We start from the raw sequence: 18,297 nt of genomic DNA on the forward strand, positions 1-18,297 counted from the left end.
CGCGCCAAGGACATCCGCCACTGACCTGCGCGGCGCCACCGGAACTAAGCTCGAGTCAGGACGCGGAGCGAGGCGCAGAGCAGTGCTGGCCACGTCGACTAGGAAGGTGTGAATCGCGTCCTGGGAAGGGGCCGCGATGAACAAGAAGTGGGTCTACCAGTTCTCCGAGGTCGGTGAGGCCGAACGGCTGGCCGGCAGCTGGGACGGCGCCAAGGCCCTGCTGGGCGGCAAGGGGGCCAACCTCGGCGACATGACGCGCCTGGGCGTGCCGGTGCCGTCCGGCTTCACCGTGACCACGGAGGCGTGCAACGCCTACCTCGCCGAGGGCGGCCGGTTCCCGGAGGGGATGTGGGAGCAGGAACTCGCGGCCCTGGCGCGAATGGAGGCCGAGACGGGCAAGCGCTTCGGCGACCCACAGACGCCGCTCCTCCTCTCGTGCCGCTCGGGCGCGAAGTTCTCCATGCCGGGGATGATGGACACCATCCTCAACCTCGGCCTGAACGACGAGGTGGCCAGCGGCCTCATCGCCCTCACCGCCGACCCGCGCTTCGTCTACGACTCGTACAGGCGCCTCGTGCAGATGTTCGGCAGCGTCGTCCTTGGCGTGGCCGACGAGGTGTTCGAGGCCGTCATCACGGCGCGCCGCAAGGCGGCCGGGGTCGAGGTCGACGCCGAACTGAGCGCCGAGGACTGGCGCGAGGTCACCCGCAAGTTCAAGGAGATCGTCCGCACCTTCACGGGCAGCCCGTTCCCCGAGGAGCCCATCGAGCAGCTCAAGTTGGCCACCGAGGCCGTGTTCCGGTCGTGGAACGGAAAGCGCGCTGTGGATTACCGCAACGCGGCCGGCATCAGGCACGACCTCGGCACCGCCGTGAACATCCAGGCCATGGTGTTCGGCAACATGGGCGACGACTGCGCCACCGGCGTGGCCATGAGCCGCAACGCCACCACCGGCGAGGATCACCTCGAGGGCGACTTCCTCGTCAACGCGCAGGGCGAGGACGTGGTGGCCGGCATAAGGGTCACGCAGCCCCTCCACGAGCTGGAAGAGATAATGCCCGAGGCGTACGCCGAGTTCGCGGCCATCGCCGAGAGGCTCGAGCGCCACTACCGCAACATGCAGGACATGGAGTTCACCATCGAGCACGGCAAGCTCTGGGTGCTCCAGACGCGCGACGGCAAGCGCACGGCGCAGGCCGAGGTCCGCATCGCCGTCGACATGGTGCGCGAGGGCCTGATCGACGAGCGCACGGCCGTTAGCCGCGTGAAGCCCGAGCAGGTGGACTACTTCCTCCACCCGCAGTTCGACGTGGCGGCCCGCAAGGAGGCCCGCCGCCTGGCCGGCGGCCTCAACGTGTCGCCCGGCGCGGCCGTGGGGATGGTCGCCTTCGACGCCGACACGGCCGAGCGTTGGGCCAAGGACGGCCGCGACGTCATCATGGTGCGACCCGAGACGAAACCGGACGACGTGCACGGCATGCTCGCCGCGCGCGGCATCCTGACCAGCTCGGGCGGCCGCACCAGCCACGCCGCTCTGGTGGCGCGGCAGTTCGGCAAGCCCGCGGTGGTGGGCGTGGCCGCGATGGCCATCGACCTCGAGCGCCGCGAGGTGAGCGTCGACGACCTCGTCATGCGCGAGGGTGAGGTCATCTCCATCGACGGCACCACCGGCGACGTCTTCCTCGGTGCCCTGCCCACGGTGGTCCCCGACATCGACAACCCCTACCTCACCGAGCTCCTCGCCTGGGCCGACAAGATCCGCACCCTGGGCGTGCGCGCCAACGCCGACTACCCCGCCGACGCGGAGCGCGCCCGCAAGTACGGCGCCGAGGGCGTGGGCCTGGCCCGCACCGAGCACATGTTCTTCGAGGCCGACAGGCTGGGCATCGTGCAGCGCATGATCATGGCCCGGACGCCCAGCGAACGCGCCGAGGCGCTCGAGGCGCTCCTGCCGCTCCAGCGCCGCGACTTCGAGGGGCTCTTCCGCGCCATGGACGGACTGCCCGTCATCGTGCGGCTCCTCGACCCGCCCCTCCACGAGTTCCTGCCCGCCCACGACGACCTCATGGCCGACCTGGCCGACCTCAAGATGCGCCTGCAGCACTTCCACACCCTCGCCGAGATGGACGGCGCGCTCACCGTCATCCGGCAGAAGCAGGACCACCTGGCGCGCGTGACCGAGCTGCGCGAGGCCAACCCCATGCTGGGCACGCGCGGCGTGCGGCTGGGGATCCTCATCCCCGAGGTGACCCGAATGCAGGTGCGCGCCATCTTCGAGGCGGCGTGCGCCGTCAAGCGCGACGGCGGCGACGTGCGGCCCGAGGTGATGATCCCGCTCGTCTCGCACGTGAACGAGCTGAGGAGCCAGAAGCGCGCCCTCGAGGAAGAGGCCAAGCTGGTCATGGAGGAGCAGGGCGTGACGGTGGACTACCACTTCGGCACCATGATCGAGGTGCCGCGCGCCGTCCTCGTGGCCGACGAACTCGCCAAGGAGGCTCAGTTCTTCAGCTTCGGCACCAACGACCTCACGCAGACCGCCTTCGGCGTGAGCCGCGACGACGCCGAGAAGGGCTTCCTGATGCACTACCTCGAGCACGGCATCCTCGAGGAGAACCCGTTCGCCACCATCGACGAGGCGGGCGTGGGCCGGCTCATCGAGCAGGGCACGCGGCTCGGGCGCGAGGCGAGGCCCGAGCTGGAGGTCGGCATCTGCGGCGAGCACGGCGGCGACCCGGCGTCCATCTACCTGTGCCACAAGTACGGCCTCGACTACGTGAGCTGCTCGCCCTTCCGCGTGCCCATCGCGCGGCTGGCGGCGGCGCACGCGGCGCTCAAGCACGAGGCGAAGAACGGCGCCGGTGCGCGCCCGCACGTCGGTGAGGTCGTGACGGCCTGAACGACGTCTAGACCGGAGGGTTAGACGAGCGACGCCCCGAGCGGCCCTGCACCAGAAGCGTCAGGGCCGCTCGGCCGTGGGGTGCACCTGCGGGACCAGCCCGCGGCGGAACAACGCGGCCACGGACGGTGGGGTGAGCATGACCACGCGCGCACTGGGCGCCAGCGTGAGCCCGGGCCGGGAGTAGCCGCCGGGCGACCATCGCTGAAGGCCGCCGTCCCAGGCCAACCAGGCGCTACCGCCGTGCTCGATGAACGCGCCCGTCGGCACCTCGCCGAAGGCCACCTCGTGGGTCACCTTGCCGCCGCCGCGCCGGGCGCGCTCGGCATGAAGCTGCCGGTCGATGAGTGTAACCGGCATGGCGCGCGGATCGCCCAGGTCGTGCGCCCCGCACCAGAGCGCCTTGAACTCTTGGTAGCGCTCGCGCCTGCACTCGCCGCACGGGCGGTGACCCGCGGCGAAGGCGGTGGCCTCGTCGAGGAAGAAGAGTTCCGAGTAGCGGTGGGGGCTGAACACCTCGCGGTGCCTGCCCTTGAACTCGAGCCGGCAAGTGACCCACGCCCTGTGGCGCCACGGCGCCACCACCCGCTTGGCGTCGTCGTGGAGCACGCCGCGGTTGCCCAGCCAGGCGCCGCGCTCCGGCACGGCGTTCAGGTTGCCCCAGGGGTCCACGCGGTTCTGGAGTGGCAACTTCGTCCTCTCGCGCCCCGGGCTGGCGCCGGCCGTCCTGCCCGGGTACCGTTCGGGCATGAAGGCGGCTGCCCACACCATGTCCACCCCGCGGCTCGAGCTCCTCCCGGCGCTCGACCTCTACGCGCGGCTCGGCTTCGACGGCGTGGAGGTCCTCTACACGGAAGGTTACCCCTGCGCGCTCCACCCGAGCGCGGCGGAGGAAGAGGTGAGGCCGCTCCTCCAGCGCCTCAGCGAGACCGGCCTCCGCGTGGCGCAGCTGACGCCGTACGCGAACGCCTTCGACGACGAGGACCCGGCCGTGCGGGAGGCGGCCGTCGCGGAGATCGAGCGCTGCATCGAGCTGGCCGGCCGCCTCGGGTGCGGCAACGTGCGGCTATGGGCAGGGCAGGAGCCGGAGCCTGGCGAGGGGCCGGGCCGGTACGAGCGCCTGATTGACGCCCTTAGGGGTCTCGCCGCGAAGGCTGTCGCCGCCGGAGTGAGCCTGAACATCGAGAACCACGCGGGTTCCTACGCTCTCTGCTCCGAGACCTCAGTGAGGATCATCGAGGCCGTGGGGGCCGGTCTCGGGATCACGTACGACCCGGCGAACCTGCTGCAGCTCGGCGAAGGGGAACCCCTGCGCGCGCTCGAGCGGCAGCTGCCGTACGTGAGGCACGTCCACTTCAAGGACCTGCGGGCGCTGGGGGACCGGAAGTACGAGATAACGCAGGTAGGTGAGGGCGACGTGCCTTGGGCGGAGCTCATGCCCGTGCTGCGGGCAGGCGGTTACGCCGAGTACTTCTCTACGGAGTACGAGAAGCGGTGGCACCCGGACGAGCTGCCGGAGCCGGAGGTGGGGTTGAGGCACGAGCTGAGCGAGCTCCGGAGGTTGTGGGTCTGACAAACAGTACGAGACTAGACAGGTAGGTGAGGGCGACGTGCCTTGGGCGGAGCTCATGCCCGTGCTGCGGGCAGGCGGTTACGCCGAGTACTTCTTGGAAGCGGTAGTCCGTGTTCCTGGTGTACCTGGTAGCGGGGTTCTGGGTTGTTGGAAGCGCCTGTAGCTGTCTTGGCTTGCAGGCGCTTGTGGTGGGGTCGTTTGCGGGCGGGTTACTCCCAGTATTTGGGGTTCTTGCGGTTGGCGAGGATGGCGAAGAGGTCGCTGGCGGCGCGCTCGTCGATGCCGATGGTCAGGAAATCATCGATGATCAAGAGCTCGAGCTAGTGCTCGTGCTCGCCGTCGTCACCCTCATGATTGGCGCCTGGTCCGTACCCCCAATGCTCGCGCTCCTCGGCTGACCCGCACCGCACGAGACGGTAGTGGCGGGCTGTCATGGCCCGCCACTCTTGTTAGGTTCGGTGTTCCTGTTGGGTCAGGAGATGGGGATGCGGTCGCTTCCCACGCGCACGGCGATCTCGATGTCGCCGCCCAGCGCCTGCGCGTACGCCCTTAGCGTCGACACCTGCGCTGTGTCGATGTCTCCGCGTTCGATGCGAGACACGCGCGACTGAGAGACGTGCAGGCGCTCGGCGACGTCCTCCTGCCGCAGCCCGAAATGGTCCCTGAGCTCGGCCAGCTTGTAGGCGCGCTCGTCAGCAATCATGCGAGCCTTGTGCTCCTGCGCCTTCTTCTCATCAAGGCGGCCCTCTTGGACGGCCTTCGCTCGAACTTCACGCCACTTCTTCATCACTCTTACCGTCACAATCTCTTTGCTCGCCTCGGTTCGGCTTCAGTCGTACTCGCCTGCTAGCCACTTCTTGTAGCGCCCTTCGGCTACCGGGATGTTCTCCTCGTACCACTCGCTAAACTTGCCTGACTTGTCGCCGGCCACGAGGAGCACCGCATTGCGGGCAGGGTCGAAGGTGAACAGGACGCGAACCTTGCAGTCCCCACTCGAGCCTGGTCACAACTCCTTGAGGTTGTGAAGCTCCGAGTCGTTGATCTTGTCGACCAGGGGCCGGCCGAGGCTGGGGCCCCGCTCCTCCAGGAGGTCGAGAGCGGCGCCAACCAACTCTGTCGTTTCCGGATCCAACTGCTCGAACCACTCGTTCACCTCCCGAAGCAAGACGATCTCCCAAGCCACACCCAGGCTATGACACAAAGGTTCTATGACGTGTGTTCCATGTCGCGCGCTTGGCCTTGTCTGACGCTGCACGCGAACGCCGACCCGTTTGAGCGGAACGGGTACCGTAACGGTTACCGGCCGCGGCAGTTCAAGACGCGCGTGGGGACCCCGCACCTGCTGACCCCGGGGGCGAATTGCCACTGTTTCGGCGGTAGCCCTTCATAGAGCAGCATTCCATGACGTCTCACCACCGTGCCGGCCCACAGGTCGTTCGACGGGAACGACGCCGCCACGGGCACGATTCTCATCCTGCGCGACAACCGCGAACCGCGCCCGACCGTGGAGGTCCCATCGTCTTCACCGCGAGCTCCACGCGAGCTCCCGGCCGCCTACGTGCATCTGGACCCTTCGCGGACGCCTCGATTGGCCTCACGATCAGCGGCAAGAACAAGGCCATCCAGGTTCATTGGCGAGCGCGGCCCCCTCACCGCACGGTGAACGTCAAGAACCCCTCGATGACGTGCGTGTCGACGGAGAGCACGCGCCAGGCGAGCAGGTAGGCGCCCGGGCTCAGCGGTTCGCCCAGGGTCAGGTTCAGTTGCGCGGCGCTGCCGGAGCGCGGTCTTAGGGCGAAGGCCACCTGCCCCACTTGCTCCTCTCGTTGCGCGAGAACGGTCGACGCCATGGGGCCGGCCACCGCGTCGAGGCGCGCGGCGTAGTCCTCGGCGCCCGGTTCCAGGTCGGTGACGACCCGCACGAGCTTGAAGGTCGAGAAGCCCGTCTCGACGGGTTCGCTGAACTCGAGGGAGATCTCCGTTACCGGCTCGCTCGTCACCTCCCCCTCGACTGGGGAGGAGGTGACGAGGTAGGCGTGGGCGTAGCCGAAGCTCACGGCAGTGGCGACGACGAACGCAGCTAGGGCGCGCCTCACGGTAGCGAGATGTCCTTGATGTCCATGATGGCGGGTTCGGTGTGAGCCACATGGTCGAAGGTCAGGTCGATGGCCGTCGTGCCAACGTAGCCCTTCACGCGGAATGTGTACTCGCCTGGGGCCGTGGGCAGGAAGTTGCCCGTGTACCAACCTTCCTTGTCGCGGTTGGCGCGCAGGGTGAGCTTCACCTCGCTGCCAGCGGGACCCAAGACCCACGCGTCCAGGCTCTTCTCGAGGCCCGTTACCGGGTTGCCGTTCGCGTCCCTTACGGCGAGGTCGATGCCGTTGAGCACGTTGGTGTAGGGCGGGTTGACGAGGTAACCGACGATCACCCGGTAGGCGCCGTCAGTGACCTCGATGGATTGGTGGGCGTGAGCTAGGGGTAGGGCGGCGGAGGCCATCGCCAGGGTGAGGACGGCGGTTGCGATATTGCGTAGGTTCATCGCTCACTCTCTCAGGTAGTCTGCCCATCGCTGCAAGTTCTCGATGGGGGAGGTGCTCGAGTCCTCGGCGGTGTGGGGGAGCGCGCTGGTGGTCAACCAGGCGGTCGCGACGAACACGGCCAGGAGGAGCGCGAGCTCGGTGGTCAGGCTGCGGCGCATGCGGAGGTCAGTCTCGTCGCGTCGCGCCGCCGGGAGCAGCCCGAAGCGGTTCCAGGCGGCGAGGGCCACGGTCAGGGCCACGATACCCACCTTCACCAGCCAGGCCGTCGCGTAGGGCGACGCCACGAACGACGCCGGGTCCGACGAGTGGACGAGGGTGGAGATCACCCCGGTGAGCGTCAGCAACAGGACCGTCAGGAGGCCGATGCGGGAGAGGCGCTCGAGCGTGTCGAGCTTGAGCGCCTCGGCGCCGTCTCGCCAGACGGGTGCGGCGCGGGCGGCGAGGACGGCGCCCGCCCAGACCGCCACCGCCCCGTAGTGCACGAGGTCGGTGATCATGGGCCACGTCCCGCCCATGCCGGCGGCGTGGCTGGCGTAGCTGTAGGTGGTTAGGAGGGCGAGGGCGAGCGGCCACCGCAGCAGGCGCAGCCACGGGACGGCCACGGCGGCCGTGAGGGCCGCAGCCACGGCGGTGCGCGCCACGACGGCGTGGCCGTGCCTTGTGGAGCTCAGGTACGAGACGAACAGGTCCCACTCCGCGTGCCCCAGCAGTCGCACGAGGTTCACCACGACCTCGAGCGCGCTGGCGAGCACGAGGGCGGCGAGCGCGGCGTACAAGGCGGCGGCGAGGGCCGGCGTGAGGCGCTTGGTGGGGAGGAGGGTGGGCGCCACGCTCGTGCCGGCGGCGATCGCCGCGCTAAGCAAGGTGACAGCTTTCGCCAAGATGACCAGCATCGAGTCTCCATGCGGGCGACGGGGCAAGGGCGTCTGCTTGCCGGGGTGCCATTCGGGCGGTGACCGCGCGTTATCGGGGTCGGGCGGTCACAGGCCGCCCGACCCGTCGGGATCCGTGACTAGTCGGCCGTGGCCGGTGGCGCGCGGGCCCTGGTGCCACCGACGGTCAGCTGTGCCGGGCGCGCCTCGGGTCCCTCGAAGGGCTCCGCGGCCGGGATCCGGCCCACGGAGGCGTCCAGCGTCGGGGTTGCAGCGGCCACGCTGAGCAACCCGACCTGGATCAACGTGTGGTGGTGGTCGGGCGTGCCTTCGGGGTGGGAGTGCCCTGGGAACTCGGCGTGCCCCGCGCGGACCGGCCCGACCGCGACGAGGGCGAGCAGCGAGCCGATTAGGACTGCGTGCGCCACGGATCGACCGACGCTGGCGGGCCGCGCGCGCCGTAGCCGCGACGGCAGCCTAGCGTGGAACATGACCAGGTTGTATCACGTGCCCGAACTGCACCACTCGCGGCTCGTGGCTGACGCCGACGCCGAGAACCTTAGTCCGCCTTTGCCATGAGGGGCTTCGTGGTGGCGGTTTCAGGGTCGTGAATGCCCTTGGGTGTGGGTTGGGGTTGGCGGTTCGTGGTTGCAAACTGGGTCCTACCTCTGGCTATCCGTGGTCATACTTCAGGTATGCTTGGCCATGGCTACGACGACGATCAAGGTCCCCGTCGAACTGCGTGAACGCATCGGTGCACGCGCCAAAGCCGTGGGCGTGACCGCAGCAACACTGCTGTCGGATCTTCTCGACGAGGCCGACAAGCGTGACCGTTGGGCCAAGGTCGGCGAGATGTTCTCCGATATGCCGCCCGACGATGACTACTGGGAGGAAATGGCCGCATGGGACGCCATAGCCGTAGGGGCCACGGATGAGTAGGTTCGAGGCGCTACGGCGAGGCGATCTGGTCTGGGCGAGCCCCGATCCAGCGGTAGGCAGCGAGCAGCGGGGGAGGCGCCCCGCGCTCGTGGTGGCGAGCACCGAGTACCTGCGGCACCTTGGGCGCCTCGCCGTGGTCTTGCCCGTGACCAGTCGTGCCCGGGGGTGGCCAACACACGTCCCACTGCGGGGGTCGGAAGTCGGGCTGGGAGTGCCCAGCTTCGCCATGACCGAACAGGTTAGGACCATCGATCGCCTGCGGATCGAAGGCCTCTTCGGACGTGTGGATGCGGCCACGTTGCGCGACATCGACTTCTGGCTGCGCAACCACCTATCCCTCAACTGAGGTAGCAGCGTACTCGGGTGCGCCCGGCAGCGCTTTGCCGTCGGCGGCGGGGCGCACGACGTCGAGGGTCGGGCGGGTGGCCGCGGCCCCGCCGCCTGCGAGCCCGGCGGCCGCGCGATCGTGGCGGCTGGCCAGCAGCGCGCCCACCCCCACCAGGGTGGCGAACGCCAGCGCCGCCAGCGCCGTGCCCTTCAAGAGCGGGTCGAGCGCGGCGCCCGCGCGCGTGGCCACGCGGCGCTGCAGCGCGGCGAGGAGCGGCAGCGTGACGAGGAAGAGGAGCTGCCACGGCGAGCGCCAGTCGAGCAGCGCCGCCGCCAGCGCGAGGAGCGGAGCGCCGGCCAGCAACGCCAGGTGGTAGGTGCGGCCTCCGCCCTGGCCGAGGCGCACGGGGACCGTCAGCTTGCCGGCGGCGCGGTCGCCCTCCAGGTCGCGGAGGTTGTTGACGTTCAGCACGGCGGTGGCCAACAGGCCGAGGGCGGCGGCGGTCGGCAGGTGAGGCGCCGCGAACGCGCCCGTCTGCAGGTAGTAGGTGCCGAGCACCGCCACGGGTCCGAAGAAGAGGAAGACCATGGCGTCGCCGAGGCCAACGTAGCCGTACGGTCGGCTGCTGCCGGTGTAGGCCCACGCCGCCCACAGCGCAGCGAGGCCGAGGGCGAGGATGGCCGCCGCGGCCGGCAGCCCGATCGTGGCCAGGGCGGAGAGCACCAGGGACACGCCCGCCAGGGCCGCCAGGGCGGCGCTCAGCACCACGCCGCCCAGCATCTGCTTGCGCGTCACCCGGCCGCTCTGCACGGCGCGGCGCGGGCCGACGCGCTCCTGGCCGTCCGCGCCGTGGACGCTGTCGCCGTAGTCGTTAGCGAGGTTGGAGAGCACCTGTAGGAGCACGGCCGTCGCCAGCGTGAGGGTGGCGGTGCCCCAGCGCACACCGCCGTCGGCGCCCGCCAGCATGACCCCCAGCGCCACGCCGGCCACGGCCAGCACGAGCGTGCGCGGCCTGACGGCCTCGAACCAGAGGGCGAGCGCGCTCACCGCGCGCCCTGCCAGCGCGTGGCGCGCGCCTCGAGCCAGCTGATGATGCCGAAGAGGGCGCTCCCCAGGACCGCGATCGCCAGCACGCCCGCGTACACCTTGGGGTAGGCGAAGCGGTTCCACTGGTCCACCACGATGTAGTACCCGAGCCCCACGTTGTTGCCTATCGCCTCTGCGATGAACAGCACGGCGATGCTCGTGCCGACGCTCACCTTGAGCGCGGTGAGCACCGCCGCGGCGCTCAAGGGCGCGTACAGGTAGCGGAGGCGGTGACGGCGCCCGCCGCCCAGGGCGGCCATGGAGTCGAGGGTGGCGGCGGGCACGCGCGCGAGCGCGTCGCGCACGATCACGTAGACCTGGAAGAAGACGATGAGCGAGATCAGGAAGACGATCGACGGGTCGCCCAACCCGAGCAGGAACACGATGATGGGCAGGAACACGATCTTGGGGGTGGGGTAGAGGAAGTAGACGAGCGGCGACAGGAACGAGTCCACGAGCCTGCTCTCGGCGGCCAGCACGGCGAGCGGCGCCGCCGCGGCGCTGCCGGCGAGCACGCTGAGCAGGACCCGCCTGAGGCTCGCCCAGCCGTGCGTCAGGAGAGGCCCCTGCACCTCCGAAACGAACGTGACGAGCACCGTCCACGGGGTGGGCAGGAAGCTACGGTCCAAGGAGGTGGCGGCCAGGTGCCACACGAACACGAGCAGCGCCAGGTCGACGGCGAGCGCCACGCGCGGGTCGACGGCGGGCCGCCTCACGCGCGCAGCCGCTCCCTTATCTCGCCGCACAGCCGCTGGAACTCAGGGTCCGCCCTGCTCGGCATGGCACCGCCGAAGGGCGTGTCCACCACCTCCGCCGCGACGATGGGGGCGTGGCGCGTGACCAGCAGCACCCGGCTCGACAGCAGCACCGCCTCCTCCACGCTGTGCGTGACCATCACGGTGGTCTTCGTTCCCTCCCGCGCGAGGGCGAAGAGCTCGCGCTGCAGCCGCTCGCGCCCCAGCTCGTCGACGGCGGAGAGCGGCTCGTCGAGCAGCAGCAACTCGCTGCCGAGCGCGAACTGCCGCGCCAGCGCCACCCGCTGCCGCTGCCCGCCGGAGAGCTGCCCCGGGAAGCGCCCCATCAGGGCGCCCAGGCCGAGCCGCGTCAACCACCGCTCGGCCAGCTCGCGCCGTTCGGCCCCGCCCACCCCCTTGATGGCCAGCGCCACCTCGACGTTGCGCCGCGCCGTGTACCACGGCAAGAGACCGTGATCCTGCAGGAGGAGGCCCACCGGCCCGCCCGGGCGCAGCACCGGCCGGCCGCCCAGCAGCACGCTCCCGGCGTCGGGAGCGCGCAACCCCGCGGCGAGGTAGAGGAGCGTCGTCTTGCCGCTGCCCGACGGGCCGATGACGCTGCAGAACTCCCCCGCGTCCAACCGCCAGTCGAAGCCGGCGAGGACAGGGTGATCGTGCCCGTACCCGAAGGTCACCCCCGAGAACTCGAGGAGGGCACCGGGCGGCCGCCGCTCGTTCACCTCGGGGCGGGACGGCGCCTCACGGGGCGGTGACGAAGCGACCGTCGACGAGGTCCTCGTACGGCAGCGGAGCGTCGATCATGCCGACCTCCACCATCCAGGCCTGCACCTCGGCCAGCTCCGCCTCGCTCGGCACGCGGGGCGCCGCGAAGGTCGGCACGGCGTACGTGGCCATGATGGGTTCGGGGATGCGGATCTCGTTGTGGCGGTACCGCTCCGGGTCGGCGTCGATGGCAGCCACAGCATCCTGGTAGGCGGCGAGGAAGGCGCAGACGTCGCCTGGGCGCTCGTCCAGCAGGCGCTGTGTGACCGTTAGCGCCACCGGCACGAACCCCGTGGCCGCGTCCGTCAGCACGGCCGTGGCGCCCTGCACCTGCGTGGCCAGGGTCGTGAGCGGTTCCGGCAGCAGCGCCGCCGCCACCAGCCCCTGGTTGAGCTGCTCGAGCCGGAGCGGGATGGCGCTCACCTCCAGGTAATCGGACGGATTCGGGTCGTAACCCGCGTCACGCAGCAGCTTGGTGGCCATGTACTCGGTGACGGTGTTGTGGCCCACCGCCACCTTCGCCTCGCCCGCGCGCAGCGCCGCGACGAGGTCGTAAGGCGTCTTCAGCCCGCTGGCGGCGCTCGTGACGATGGAGAAGAACGGCACGCCGGGCGCGAAGCTGTCGTGGCGCACGATCTTGAGGGCGTCGCCGGCGGCGACCTGCAGCACGGCGCCCATCACGTCGTTGTTGCCCACGTCGAGCCGGCCCGTCTGCAGGCCGATGGAGCGGTCGCGGGCGCTCTCGAGCGGAACGAGCTCGACCTCGACGCCGCGCGCCGCGAACAGCCCGCTCTGCTGCGCCACGAAGATGGGCAGGGTGTTCATGACGGGCAGGACGCCGACGCGCACGGGCTGCCCGCTGGTGGCGGGGCACTGCTGGGCGAACGCGGCGCCCGCAGCGGCAAGGAACAAGAGGGTGAGGAGGGTCCGTCTCACCGCCCCAGCCTACCGCGGCGCCCGGCGGCGGCGGACGAACGTCCTGCGCGTGCGTGCTAGCCTTCGCCCAACGACGCTCTGGAGGTCACGATGACTACGCTCGCCGGCCATCTCCTCGCGCGCGCCGGGCGGTCGCGCCGGGCGCTGGCGGTCCTCGTCTCGCTGTTGGCGATGGTGGCGGCGCCCGGCGCCGGGGCGCAGGGCGCGCCCATCCCCGAACGGTTCGCGACCACCGTGAGCGACACGGACTACCCCGGTTCCGACCTGTTGGCGCTACCGGACGTCACGCTCGAGCGCTGCGCCGCCGCGTGCCTGCGCGACGGGGCGTGCGCCGCCTTCACCTTCGACCAGCGCCACGGGATGTGCTTCCTGAAGGGCGCCGCCGCGGCGCCAGTGTCGTTCGTTGGCGCCGTCTCCGGCGTGGTGAGCGAGCAGGCGCCCGCGGCGCTGGAGCGGGCGCGCCAGGCGGCGGCGACCATCACCTTCCTCACAGAACACGACTTCGCCGCGGCGCTCGAGCAGGCGGCCGGCATGGCGCAGCGCTTCTTCGCCGAGGGCAACGACGAGGCCTGGCTGCTGACGCAGTCGCGCGGCATGGCCGCGGGGTCGGAGGTCACCTACACGGGCGCGGCCGTGACGGTGGCCGACAGCGGCGCGGCCTGGGCGCGCTACGCGGAGGCGCTCCTCAGGCTCGCCGACGCGGTGCCCAACCGCGCGTACGAGCGGGAGAGCCAGGCCGTGCTGGCGGCGCTCAACGCCGCGTTGCGGCTCGAGGGCCGCGAGCGGGCCGACGCCCTGCTAACGCTGGCGCGCGCCCTCGAGCGGCGCTACCGGGGCGAGGCCGCCCTGGGCGCCGTGCGGCTCGCCGACTCGCTCGTGTCCGGCATCGCCCGCGACGACCTCAGGCGCCTGCGGGAGGCGTTCGGCTTCCGGGTGCTCAGCCACGAGGTGGACGCGCGCACCGCGGCGCCGCGCATCTGCGTCACGTTCTCAGACGACCTCGCCGCCGCCACCGACTACGACCAGTACGTGCAGCGCGACGTGAGCGGACTGGCGCTCGAGGTCGAGGGCCGGCAACTGTGCGTCTCAGGGATCGCCTACGGCGAGAGCTACCACCTCACGCTCCGCGCCGGCCTCCCCGGCGCCGACGGCGACACGCTCGTCTCACGCGTGCCGCTCGACGTCTACGTGCGCGACCGGGCGCCGCAGGTGCGCTTCCCGGGGCGCGCCTACGTGCTGCCCGCCGTGGGCCCGCGGTCGCTGCCGGTGGAGACGGTCAACGCCGACCACCTGGAACTCGCGCTGCTCCGGGTGTCGGACCGGAACGTGGTGGCGACCATCAGGGACGGCACGTTCCTCAGGTCGCTCGGCGGCTGGGAGGGTCGGCGCTTCGAGGAGGACCTGACCGAGAGCGTGTGGGAGGGCGAGGCCCGGCTCGAGAGCGACCTCAACCGCGAGGTGACCACGCAGCTCCCGCTCGCGGAAGCGGGCGACCTGGCGCCCGGCGTCTACGTCCTGCGCGCCAAGGTGGCCGGCGCCGACGAGTACGAGTCGCCACCGGCGCTGCAGTGGTTCCTCGTCTCCGACCTCGGGGTGACCACCATGGCCGGCACCGACGGGGTGCACGTGGTGGTGCAGCGCCTGTCGAGCGGCGAGCCGGTCGAGGGCATCACGGTCGAGCTCGTGGCGCGCTCCAACCGCGTGCTGGGCGCGACGACCACCGACGCGAGCGGGCACGCCCTGTTCGCTGGCGCCCTCGCCCTCGGCGCCGGCAACGCCGCCCCCGCGCTCGTGCTGGTGACCGCCCTCGACGACATGGCTGTCCTCTCCCTCGAGGAGCCCGAGTTCGACCTCTCCGACCGCGGCGTGGCGGGCCGCGTCGCGCCCGGTCCGCTCGACGTGTTCCTCGCCACCGACCGCGGCGCCTACCGCCCCGGCGAGACCGTGAACCTGACGGCGCTCGTGCGCGACAACAGGGCCGCCGCCGTGCCGGGGCTGCCCCTCACGCTCGTGATGCTGCGCCCGGACGGGGTGGAGTACTCGCGCACCGTGTCGCACGGCGAAGGTGCCGGCGGCCACGTGCTGGCGCTGCCGCTCGGCGCCGCGGTGCCGCGCGGCGCGTGGCGCCTCGAGGCGTACGTGGACGTCGAGGCGCCGGCGCTCGCCACCACCACGGTGCTGGTCGAGGACTTCCTGCCGGAACGCATCGACGTGGAGCTCGCCCTGCCGGGAGGCGACCTCGTCGACCCGGCCGCGCCCCCCGCCCTGAGCGTGCAGGCCGACTACCTGTTCGGCGCCCCGGGCGCGGATCTCGCGGTGGACGGCAGCGTGACGATCACGCCCACGGCCGAGCTTCCGGGCTGGGCCGGTTACAGCTTCGGGCGGTTCGACGAGCGTGTGGAGCCGCAGCGCCGCACGTTCCCGAGCGGGCTGCGGACGGACGCGACGGGCGCGGCCACCGTGCCGCTCCCGCTCGCGCGGCTCGCGCTCGCCGCCCGCCCCTACCAGGCGACCACCACCGTGACGGTCATCGACGGCTCGTCGCGGCCCGTAGAGCGCACGCTGACCCGGACGCTGCGGCCGAGCGCCACCGTGGTGGGGATCCGGCCGGCCTTCGACGGGCCGCTCCCCGAGGGCGCCGAGGCCGGGTTCGACGTGGTCTTGGTGAACCCCGACCTCACAGCGGCCCGGGGCGACCTCACCTGGCGCGTCGACCGGGTGGAGACGCGTTACCAGTGGTACGCGGTCGACGGCCGCTGGTACTGGGAGCCCGTCACCGACCGCCGGCGCGTGGCCGAGGGGACCGCCGCCACCGACGCCGGGCCCGTGCGCGTCAGCGTGCCCGTGGACTGGGGCAGGTACGAGCTGCGCGTCGTCGGCTCGGGCCGGGCGCCTGCGAGCGCCTCGCTGCAGTTCAGCGCCGGGTGGGCCTCGGCCGACACCACGCGCGAGACGCCCGACCTCCTGGCCGTGTCGCTCGACGCGACCTCCTACGCCCCCGGCGACGTGGCGCGCCTGCGCGTCGACGCGACCGAGCCCGGCGTGGCGCTCGTGGCCGTCCTGACGGACCGGGTCGTCGACCTGCGGCTGGTGGAGGTCGCCGCCGAGACGACCGTCGAGCTGCCCGTGACCGACGAGTGGGGGGCGGGCGCCTACGTGACCGCCAGCCTGATCAGGCCCAGCGGCGGCGCTGAGCGGTTGCCCGCGCGCAGCCTCGGCCTGGCGCACGCCGCCGTCGACCCGGGCCCGCACCTGCTCGCCGTCACCCTCGCGGCGCCCGCCGAGACGCGCTCCGGCGGTCCCCTCGCCGTGACCCTCGAGGTGCCCGGGCTGCCCGACGGCGCCGGGCACGCCACCGTGGCCGCCGTGGACGTGGGCGTGCTCAACATCACCGGCTTCGAGGCGCCCGACCCGGCCGGCCATTACTTCGGCCAAAGGCGCCTCGGCGTGGCGCTGCGCGACCTCTACGGTCGCCTCATCGACGCGCGCCAGGGCGCGATCGGCGAGGTCCGCTCGGGCGGCGACGCCGGCGTGGAGACGAGCGCCGGACCGGCGCCGGCGGAGGAGCTGCTCGCCCTCTTCTCGGGACCCGTCGTCGTGCGCGACGGCCACGCCGAGGTGCTCTTCGACCTCCCGCCGTTCGGCGGCACCGTGCGGCTGATGGCCGTCGTGTGGACGGACGCGGCCGTCGGCCAAGCCGTGAGGGACGTGCTCGTGCGCGACCCCGTCGTCATCCAGGCGAGCCTCCCGCGCTTCATGACGCCCGGCGACGAGAGCAGGCTGCACCTCGAGCTCACGCACGTGACCGGGCCGGCGGGCGAGGCCCGCCTGGCCGTGAGCGGGCACGGGCTCGCCGCGGGACCGGCCGTGGTGCGGCTCGCCGAGGGCGGGCGCGCCGTGATCGACCTGCCGCTCGCCCCGACGGAGCTCGGCGAGCACACCTACCGGATCGACCTGACGACCCCCGGCGGGGTGACGTTGACGCGCGAGCTGCGCCTGACCGTCATGCACACCGACCCCGAGACGGCCCGCGCCGATCGCACGGTGCTGGCGCCCGGCGAGAGCTTCACCTTCGGCGCCGACGCGCTCGCCGGTTTCCTCCCCGACACCGCCCGCGCCACCCTCTCTACCGGGCTGGGGGGCGCCTTCGACGTGCCCGGCCTCGTCCTGAACCTGCTCGAGTACCCGTACCACTGCACCGAGCAGATCGTCTCGAGCCTGCAACCGCTCCTGCTCACGCCCGCGGTGGCGGCGCGCCTGGGCCTCGTGAGCGAGGACGACGTCCTGGCGCGCGTGCAGGCGGGCGTCGACCGCGTCCTGACGCGGCAGGACCGCCAGGGCGCCTTCGGGCTGTGGGGCGTGGGCGGCTACGACCTGTGGCTCGACGCCTACGTGACCGACTTCCTGCTGCGCGCCGAGGCGGCCGGCGCCGTCGTGCCGGAGGCGGCGCTACGCGGCGCCCTCGACAACCTCCGCAACGGCGTCGCGGTCGCCGGCTCCATGCAGGACGGCGCCGCCCCCTACGCCTTCGCCTTCTACGTGCTGGCGCGTGCCGGCGAGGCCGTGATCGGCGACCTGCGCTACTACGCCGACACGTACGCGGCCGCCTTCGACACGCCGCTGGCCGCCGCCCAACTGGCGGGCGCCCTCGCCCTCTACGGCGAGCAGGCGCGCGCCGACGCCATGTTCGCGCAGGCGCAGGACCTCGCCAGGCGCGGCGGCGACGTCACCGATTGGCGCAGCGACTACGGCACGCGCCTGCGCGACGCGGCGGGGCTGCTCGCCCTAGCCGCCGAGGCCGGCGCGCGCGCCGTGGACCTGCCGGCGCTCGTGGCGCGGGTGGCCGGCGGCGGTCAGGCGGCCCTACTGTCGCCGCAGGAGGCGGCCTGGGCGCTGCGCGCCGCTGCCGCGGTGGCGGACGACGCCCGCGGGCTCGAGCTCGACGGCGAGGCCGTGACCGGCAACGTCTCCCTGCGCTACGAGGGGCGCGACCGCGTGCTGACCAACGGCGGCGACGAGGAGGTCGTGGTGACGGTCACGACCTTCGGGGTGGCGGCGGAGGCGCCGCGCGCCGGCGGCGTCGGCTACGACGTCAGCCGCACCTACTTCACCCCCGACGGGGCGCCGGCCGACGTGAGGAGCGTGCGCGTGGGCGACCGGCTCGTCGTCGTGCTGGACGTGCGCCCGCAGGCGGGCGTCCCGCAGGGGCGGCTGATCGTGGACGACGCGCTGCCCGCCGGCCTGGAGATCGACAACCCCGACTTCCTGACGTCGGGCGACGTGAGCGCCTTCGCCTGGCTGCGGTTGGCCGGCACCCCCGAGCTCGCCGAGTCCCGCGCCGACCGCTTCCTCGCGGCCATCGACCAGAGAGACGGCACGCCGCTGCGGCTGGCGTACGTGGCGCGCGCCGTCTCGCCGGGCACGTTCCACGCAGCGGCGCCGTTGGTGATGGACCTCTACCGGCCCGTCAACCGCGCCGTGGGCGAGACGAGCACGCTGGTGATCGGGCAGTGACGGCCGACGGTGGCGTCCCGCCGTGACCGGCCCGTTGGAGCCGGGGAGCCCGTGGGCGCGCGTTGCCGCCGGCGCTCCCCGGCCCGGCGCCGCGCC

At 72.0% G+C, this 18,297-nt stretch carries 15 protein-coding genes and 2 pseudogenes; 5 read left to right on the forward strand and 12 right to left on the reverse strand.

Going from position 1 to position 18,297, the window contains the following annotated elements:
* The first annotated feature begins 136 nt into the window (after window positions 1-136).
* On the forward strand, window positions 137-2,896 hold the full coding sequence (locus H3C53_10680; protein MBW7917132.1) for a pyruvate, phosphate dikinase: 2,760 nt from the start codon (window positions 137-139) through the stop codon (window positions 2,894-2,896).
* A 60-nt stretch (window positions 2,897-2,956) separates the two neighbouring features.
* Here H3C53_10680 and H3C53_10685 read toward each other — a convergent pair whose 3' ends face one another.
* Window positions 2,957-3,586 carry a hypothetical protein gene (locus H3C53_10685; GenBank protein MBW7917133.1) on the reverse strand — a complete coding sequence of 210 codons (630 nt, stop codon included), beginning with the start codon at window positions 3,584-3,586 and terminating at the stop codon, window positions 2,957-2,959.
* Between the two features lie 58 nt (window positions 3,587-3,644).
* Here H3C53_10685 and H3C53_10690 point away from each other — a divergent pair, with 58 nt between their 5' ends.
* On the forward strand, window positions 3,645-4,469 hold the full coding sequence (locus tag H3C53_10690) for a sugar phosphate isomerase/epimerase (GenBank protein ID MBW7917134.1): 825 nt from the start codon (window positions 3,645-3,647) through the stop codon (window positions 4,467-4,469).
* Between the two features lie 227 nt (window positions 4,470-4,696).
* Here the strand turns inward: H3C53_10690 and H3C53_10695 are convergent.
* From H3C53_10695 to H3C53_10725, 7 genes and pseudogenes are all read right to left on the reverse strand, one after another.
* A pseudogene (locus H3C53_10695) lies at window positions 4,697-4,789 on the reverse strand (AAA family ATPase).
* 152 nt (window positions 4,790-4,941) lie between these two features.
* On the reverse strand, window positions 4,942-5,256 hold the full coding sequence (locus H3C53_10700; GenBank protein MBW7917135.1) for an XRE family transcriptional regulator: 315 nt from the start codon (window positions 5,254-5,256) through the stop codon (window positions 4,942-4,944).
* 42 nt (window positions 5,257-5,298) lie between these two features.
* Window positions 5,299-5,652, reverse strand: a pseudogene (locus H3C53_10705) (type II toxin-antitoxin system RelE/ParE family toxin).
* Window positions 5,653-6,118: 466 nt separating this feature from the next.
* Entirely contained in the window at window positions 6,119-6,565 is a 447-nt protein-coding gene (locus H3C53_10710; GenBank protein ID MBW7917136.1) for a copper resistance protein CopC, read from the reverse strand.
* Window positions 6,562-7,008 carry a hypothetical protein gene (locus tag H3C53_10715; GenBank protein ID MBW7917137.1) on the reverse strand — a complete coding sequence of 149 codons (447 nt, stop codon included), beginning with the start codon at window positions 7,006-7,008 and terminating at the stop codon, window positions 6,562-6,564. Before H3C53_10715 ends, H3C53_10710 begins: the two co-directional genes overlap by 4 nt.
* A gap of 3 nt (window positions 7,009-7,011) precedes the next feature.
* Window positions 7,012-7,902 carry a CopD family protein gene (locus H3C53_10720; GenBank protein MBW7917138.1) on the reverse strand — a complete coding sequence of 297 codons (891 nt, stop codon included), beginning with the start codon at window positions 7,900-7,902 and terminating at the stop codon, window positions 7,012-7,014.
* 119 nt (window positions 7,903-8,021) lie between these two features.
* Window positions 8,022-8,372, reverse strand: a complete 351-nt coding sequence (locus H3C53_10725; GenBank protein ID MBW7917139.1) for a hypothetical protein — start codon at window positions 8,370-8,372, stop codon at window positions 8,022-8,024.
* Between the two features lie 214 nt (window positions 8,373-8,586).
* Here H3C53_10725 and H3C53_10730 point away from each other — a divergent pair, with 214 nt between their 5' ends.
* On the forward strand, window positions 8,587-8,820 hold the full coding sequence (locus H3C53_10730) for a toxin-antitoxin system protein (protein ID MBW7917140.1): 234 nt from the start codon (window positions 8,587-8,589) through the stop codon (window positions 8,818-8,820).
* Window positions 8,813-9,166 (forward strand): type II toxin-antitoxin system PemK/MazF family toxin, encoded by a 354-nt coding sequence (locus tag H3C53_10735; protein ID MBW7917141.1) that lies wholly within the window; start codon window positions 8,813-8,815, stop codon window positions 9,164-9,166. The genes H3C53_10730 and H3C53_10735 overlap by 8 nt, the downstream gene beginning before the upstream one ends.
* Here H3C53_10735 and menA read toward each other — a convergent pair.
* The 4 genes from menA to H3C53_10755 are packed head-to-tail and all read right to left on the reverse strand — an operon-like array spanning window position 9,152 to window position 12,687.
* Window positions 9,152-10,195 (reverse strand): 1,4-dihydroxy-2-naphthoate octaprenyltransferase, encoded by a 1,044-nt coding sequence (gene menA / locus H3C53_10740; GenBank protein MBW7917142.1) that lies wholly within the window; start codon window positions 10,193-10,195, stop codon window positions 9,152-9,154. The two genes, H3C53_10735 and menA, sit on opposite strands and share 15 nt — an antisense overlap.
* Window positions 10,192-10,950, reverse strand: a complete 759-nt coding sequence (locus tag H3C53_10745; GenBank protein ID MBW7917143.1) for an ABC transporter permease subunit — start codon at window positions 10,948-10,950, stop codon at window positions 10,192-10,194. Before H3C53_10745 ends, menA begins: the two co-directional genes overlap by 4 nt.
* A complete protein-coding gene (locus H3C53_10750; GenBank protein ID MBW7917144.1) occupies window positions 10,947-11,708 on the reverse strand; it encodes an ABC transporter ATP-binding protein in 762 nt (253 codons plus the stop codon). Before H3C53_10750 ends, H3C53_10745 begins: the two co-directional genes overlap by 4 nt.
* Window positions 11,709-11,727: 19 nt before the next feature.
* Window positions 11,728-12,687, reverse strand: coding sequence for an ABC transporter substrate-binding protein (locus tag H3C53_10755; GenBank protein ID MBW7917145.1), 960 nt, complete (start codon window positions 12,685-12,687; stop codon window positions 11,728-11,730).
* A gap of 90 nt (window positions 12,688-12,777) precedes the next feature.
* Between H3C53_10755 and H3C53_10760 the strand changes: the two genes are divergently transcribed.
* Window positions 12,778-18,201, forward strand: a complete 5,424-nt coding sequence (locus H3C53_10760) for an alpha-2-macroglobulin family protein (protein ID MBW7917146.1) — start codon at window positions 12,778-12,780, stop codon at window positions 18,199-18,201.
* Window positions 18,202-18,297 lie beyond the last annotated feature (96 nt).

The organism is Trueperaceae bacterium, assembly GCA_019454765.1.
In the GTDB taxonomy this organism is placed as follows: domain Bacteria; phylum Deinococcota; class Deinococci; order Deinococcales; family Trueperaceae; genus JAAYYF01.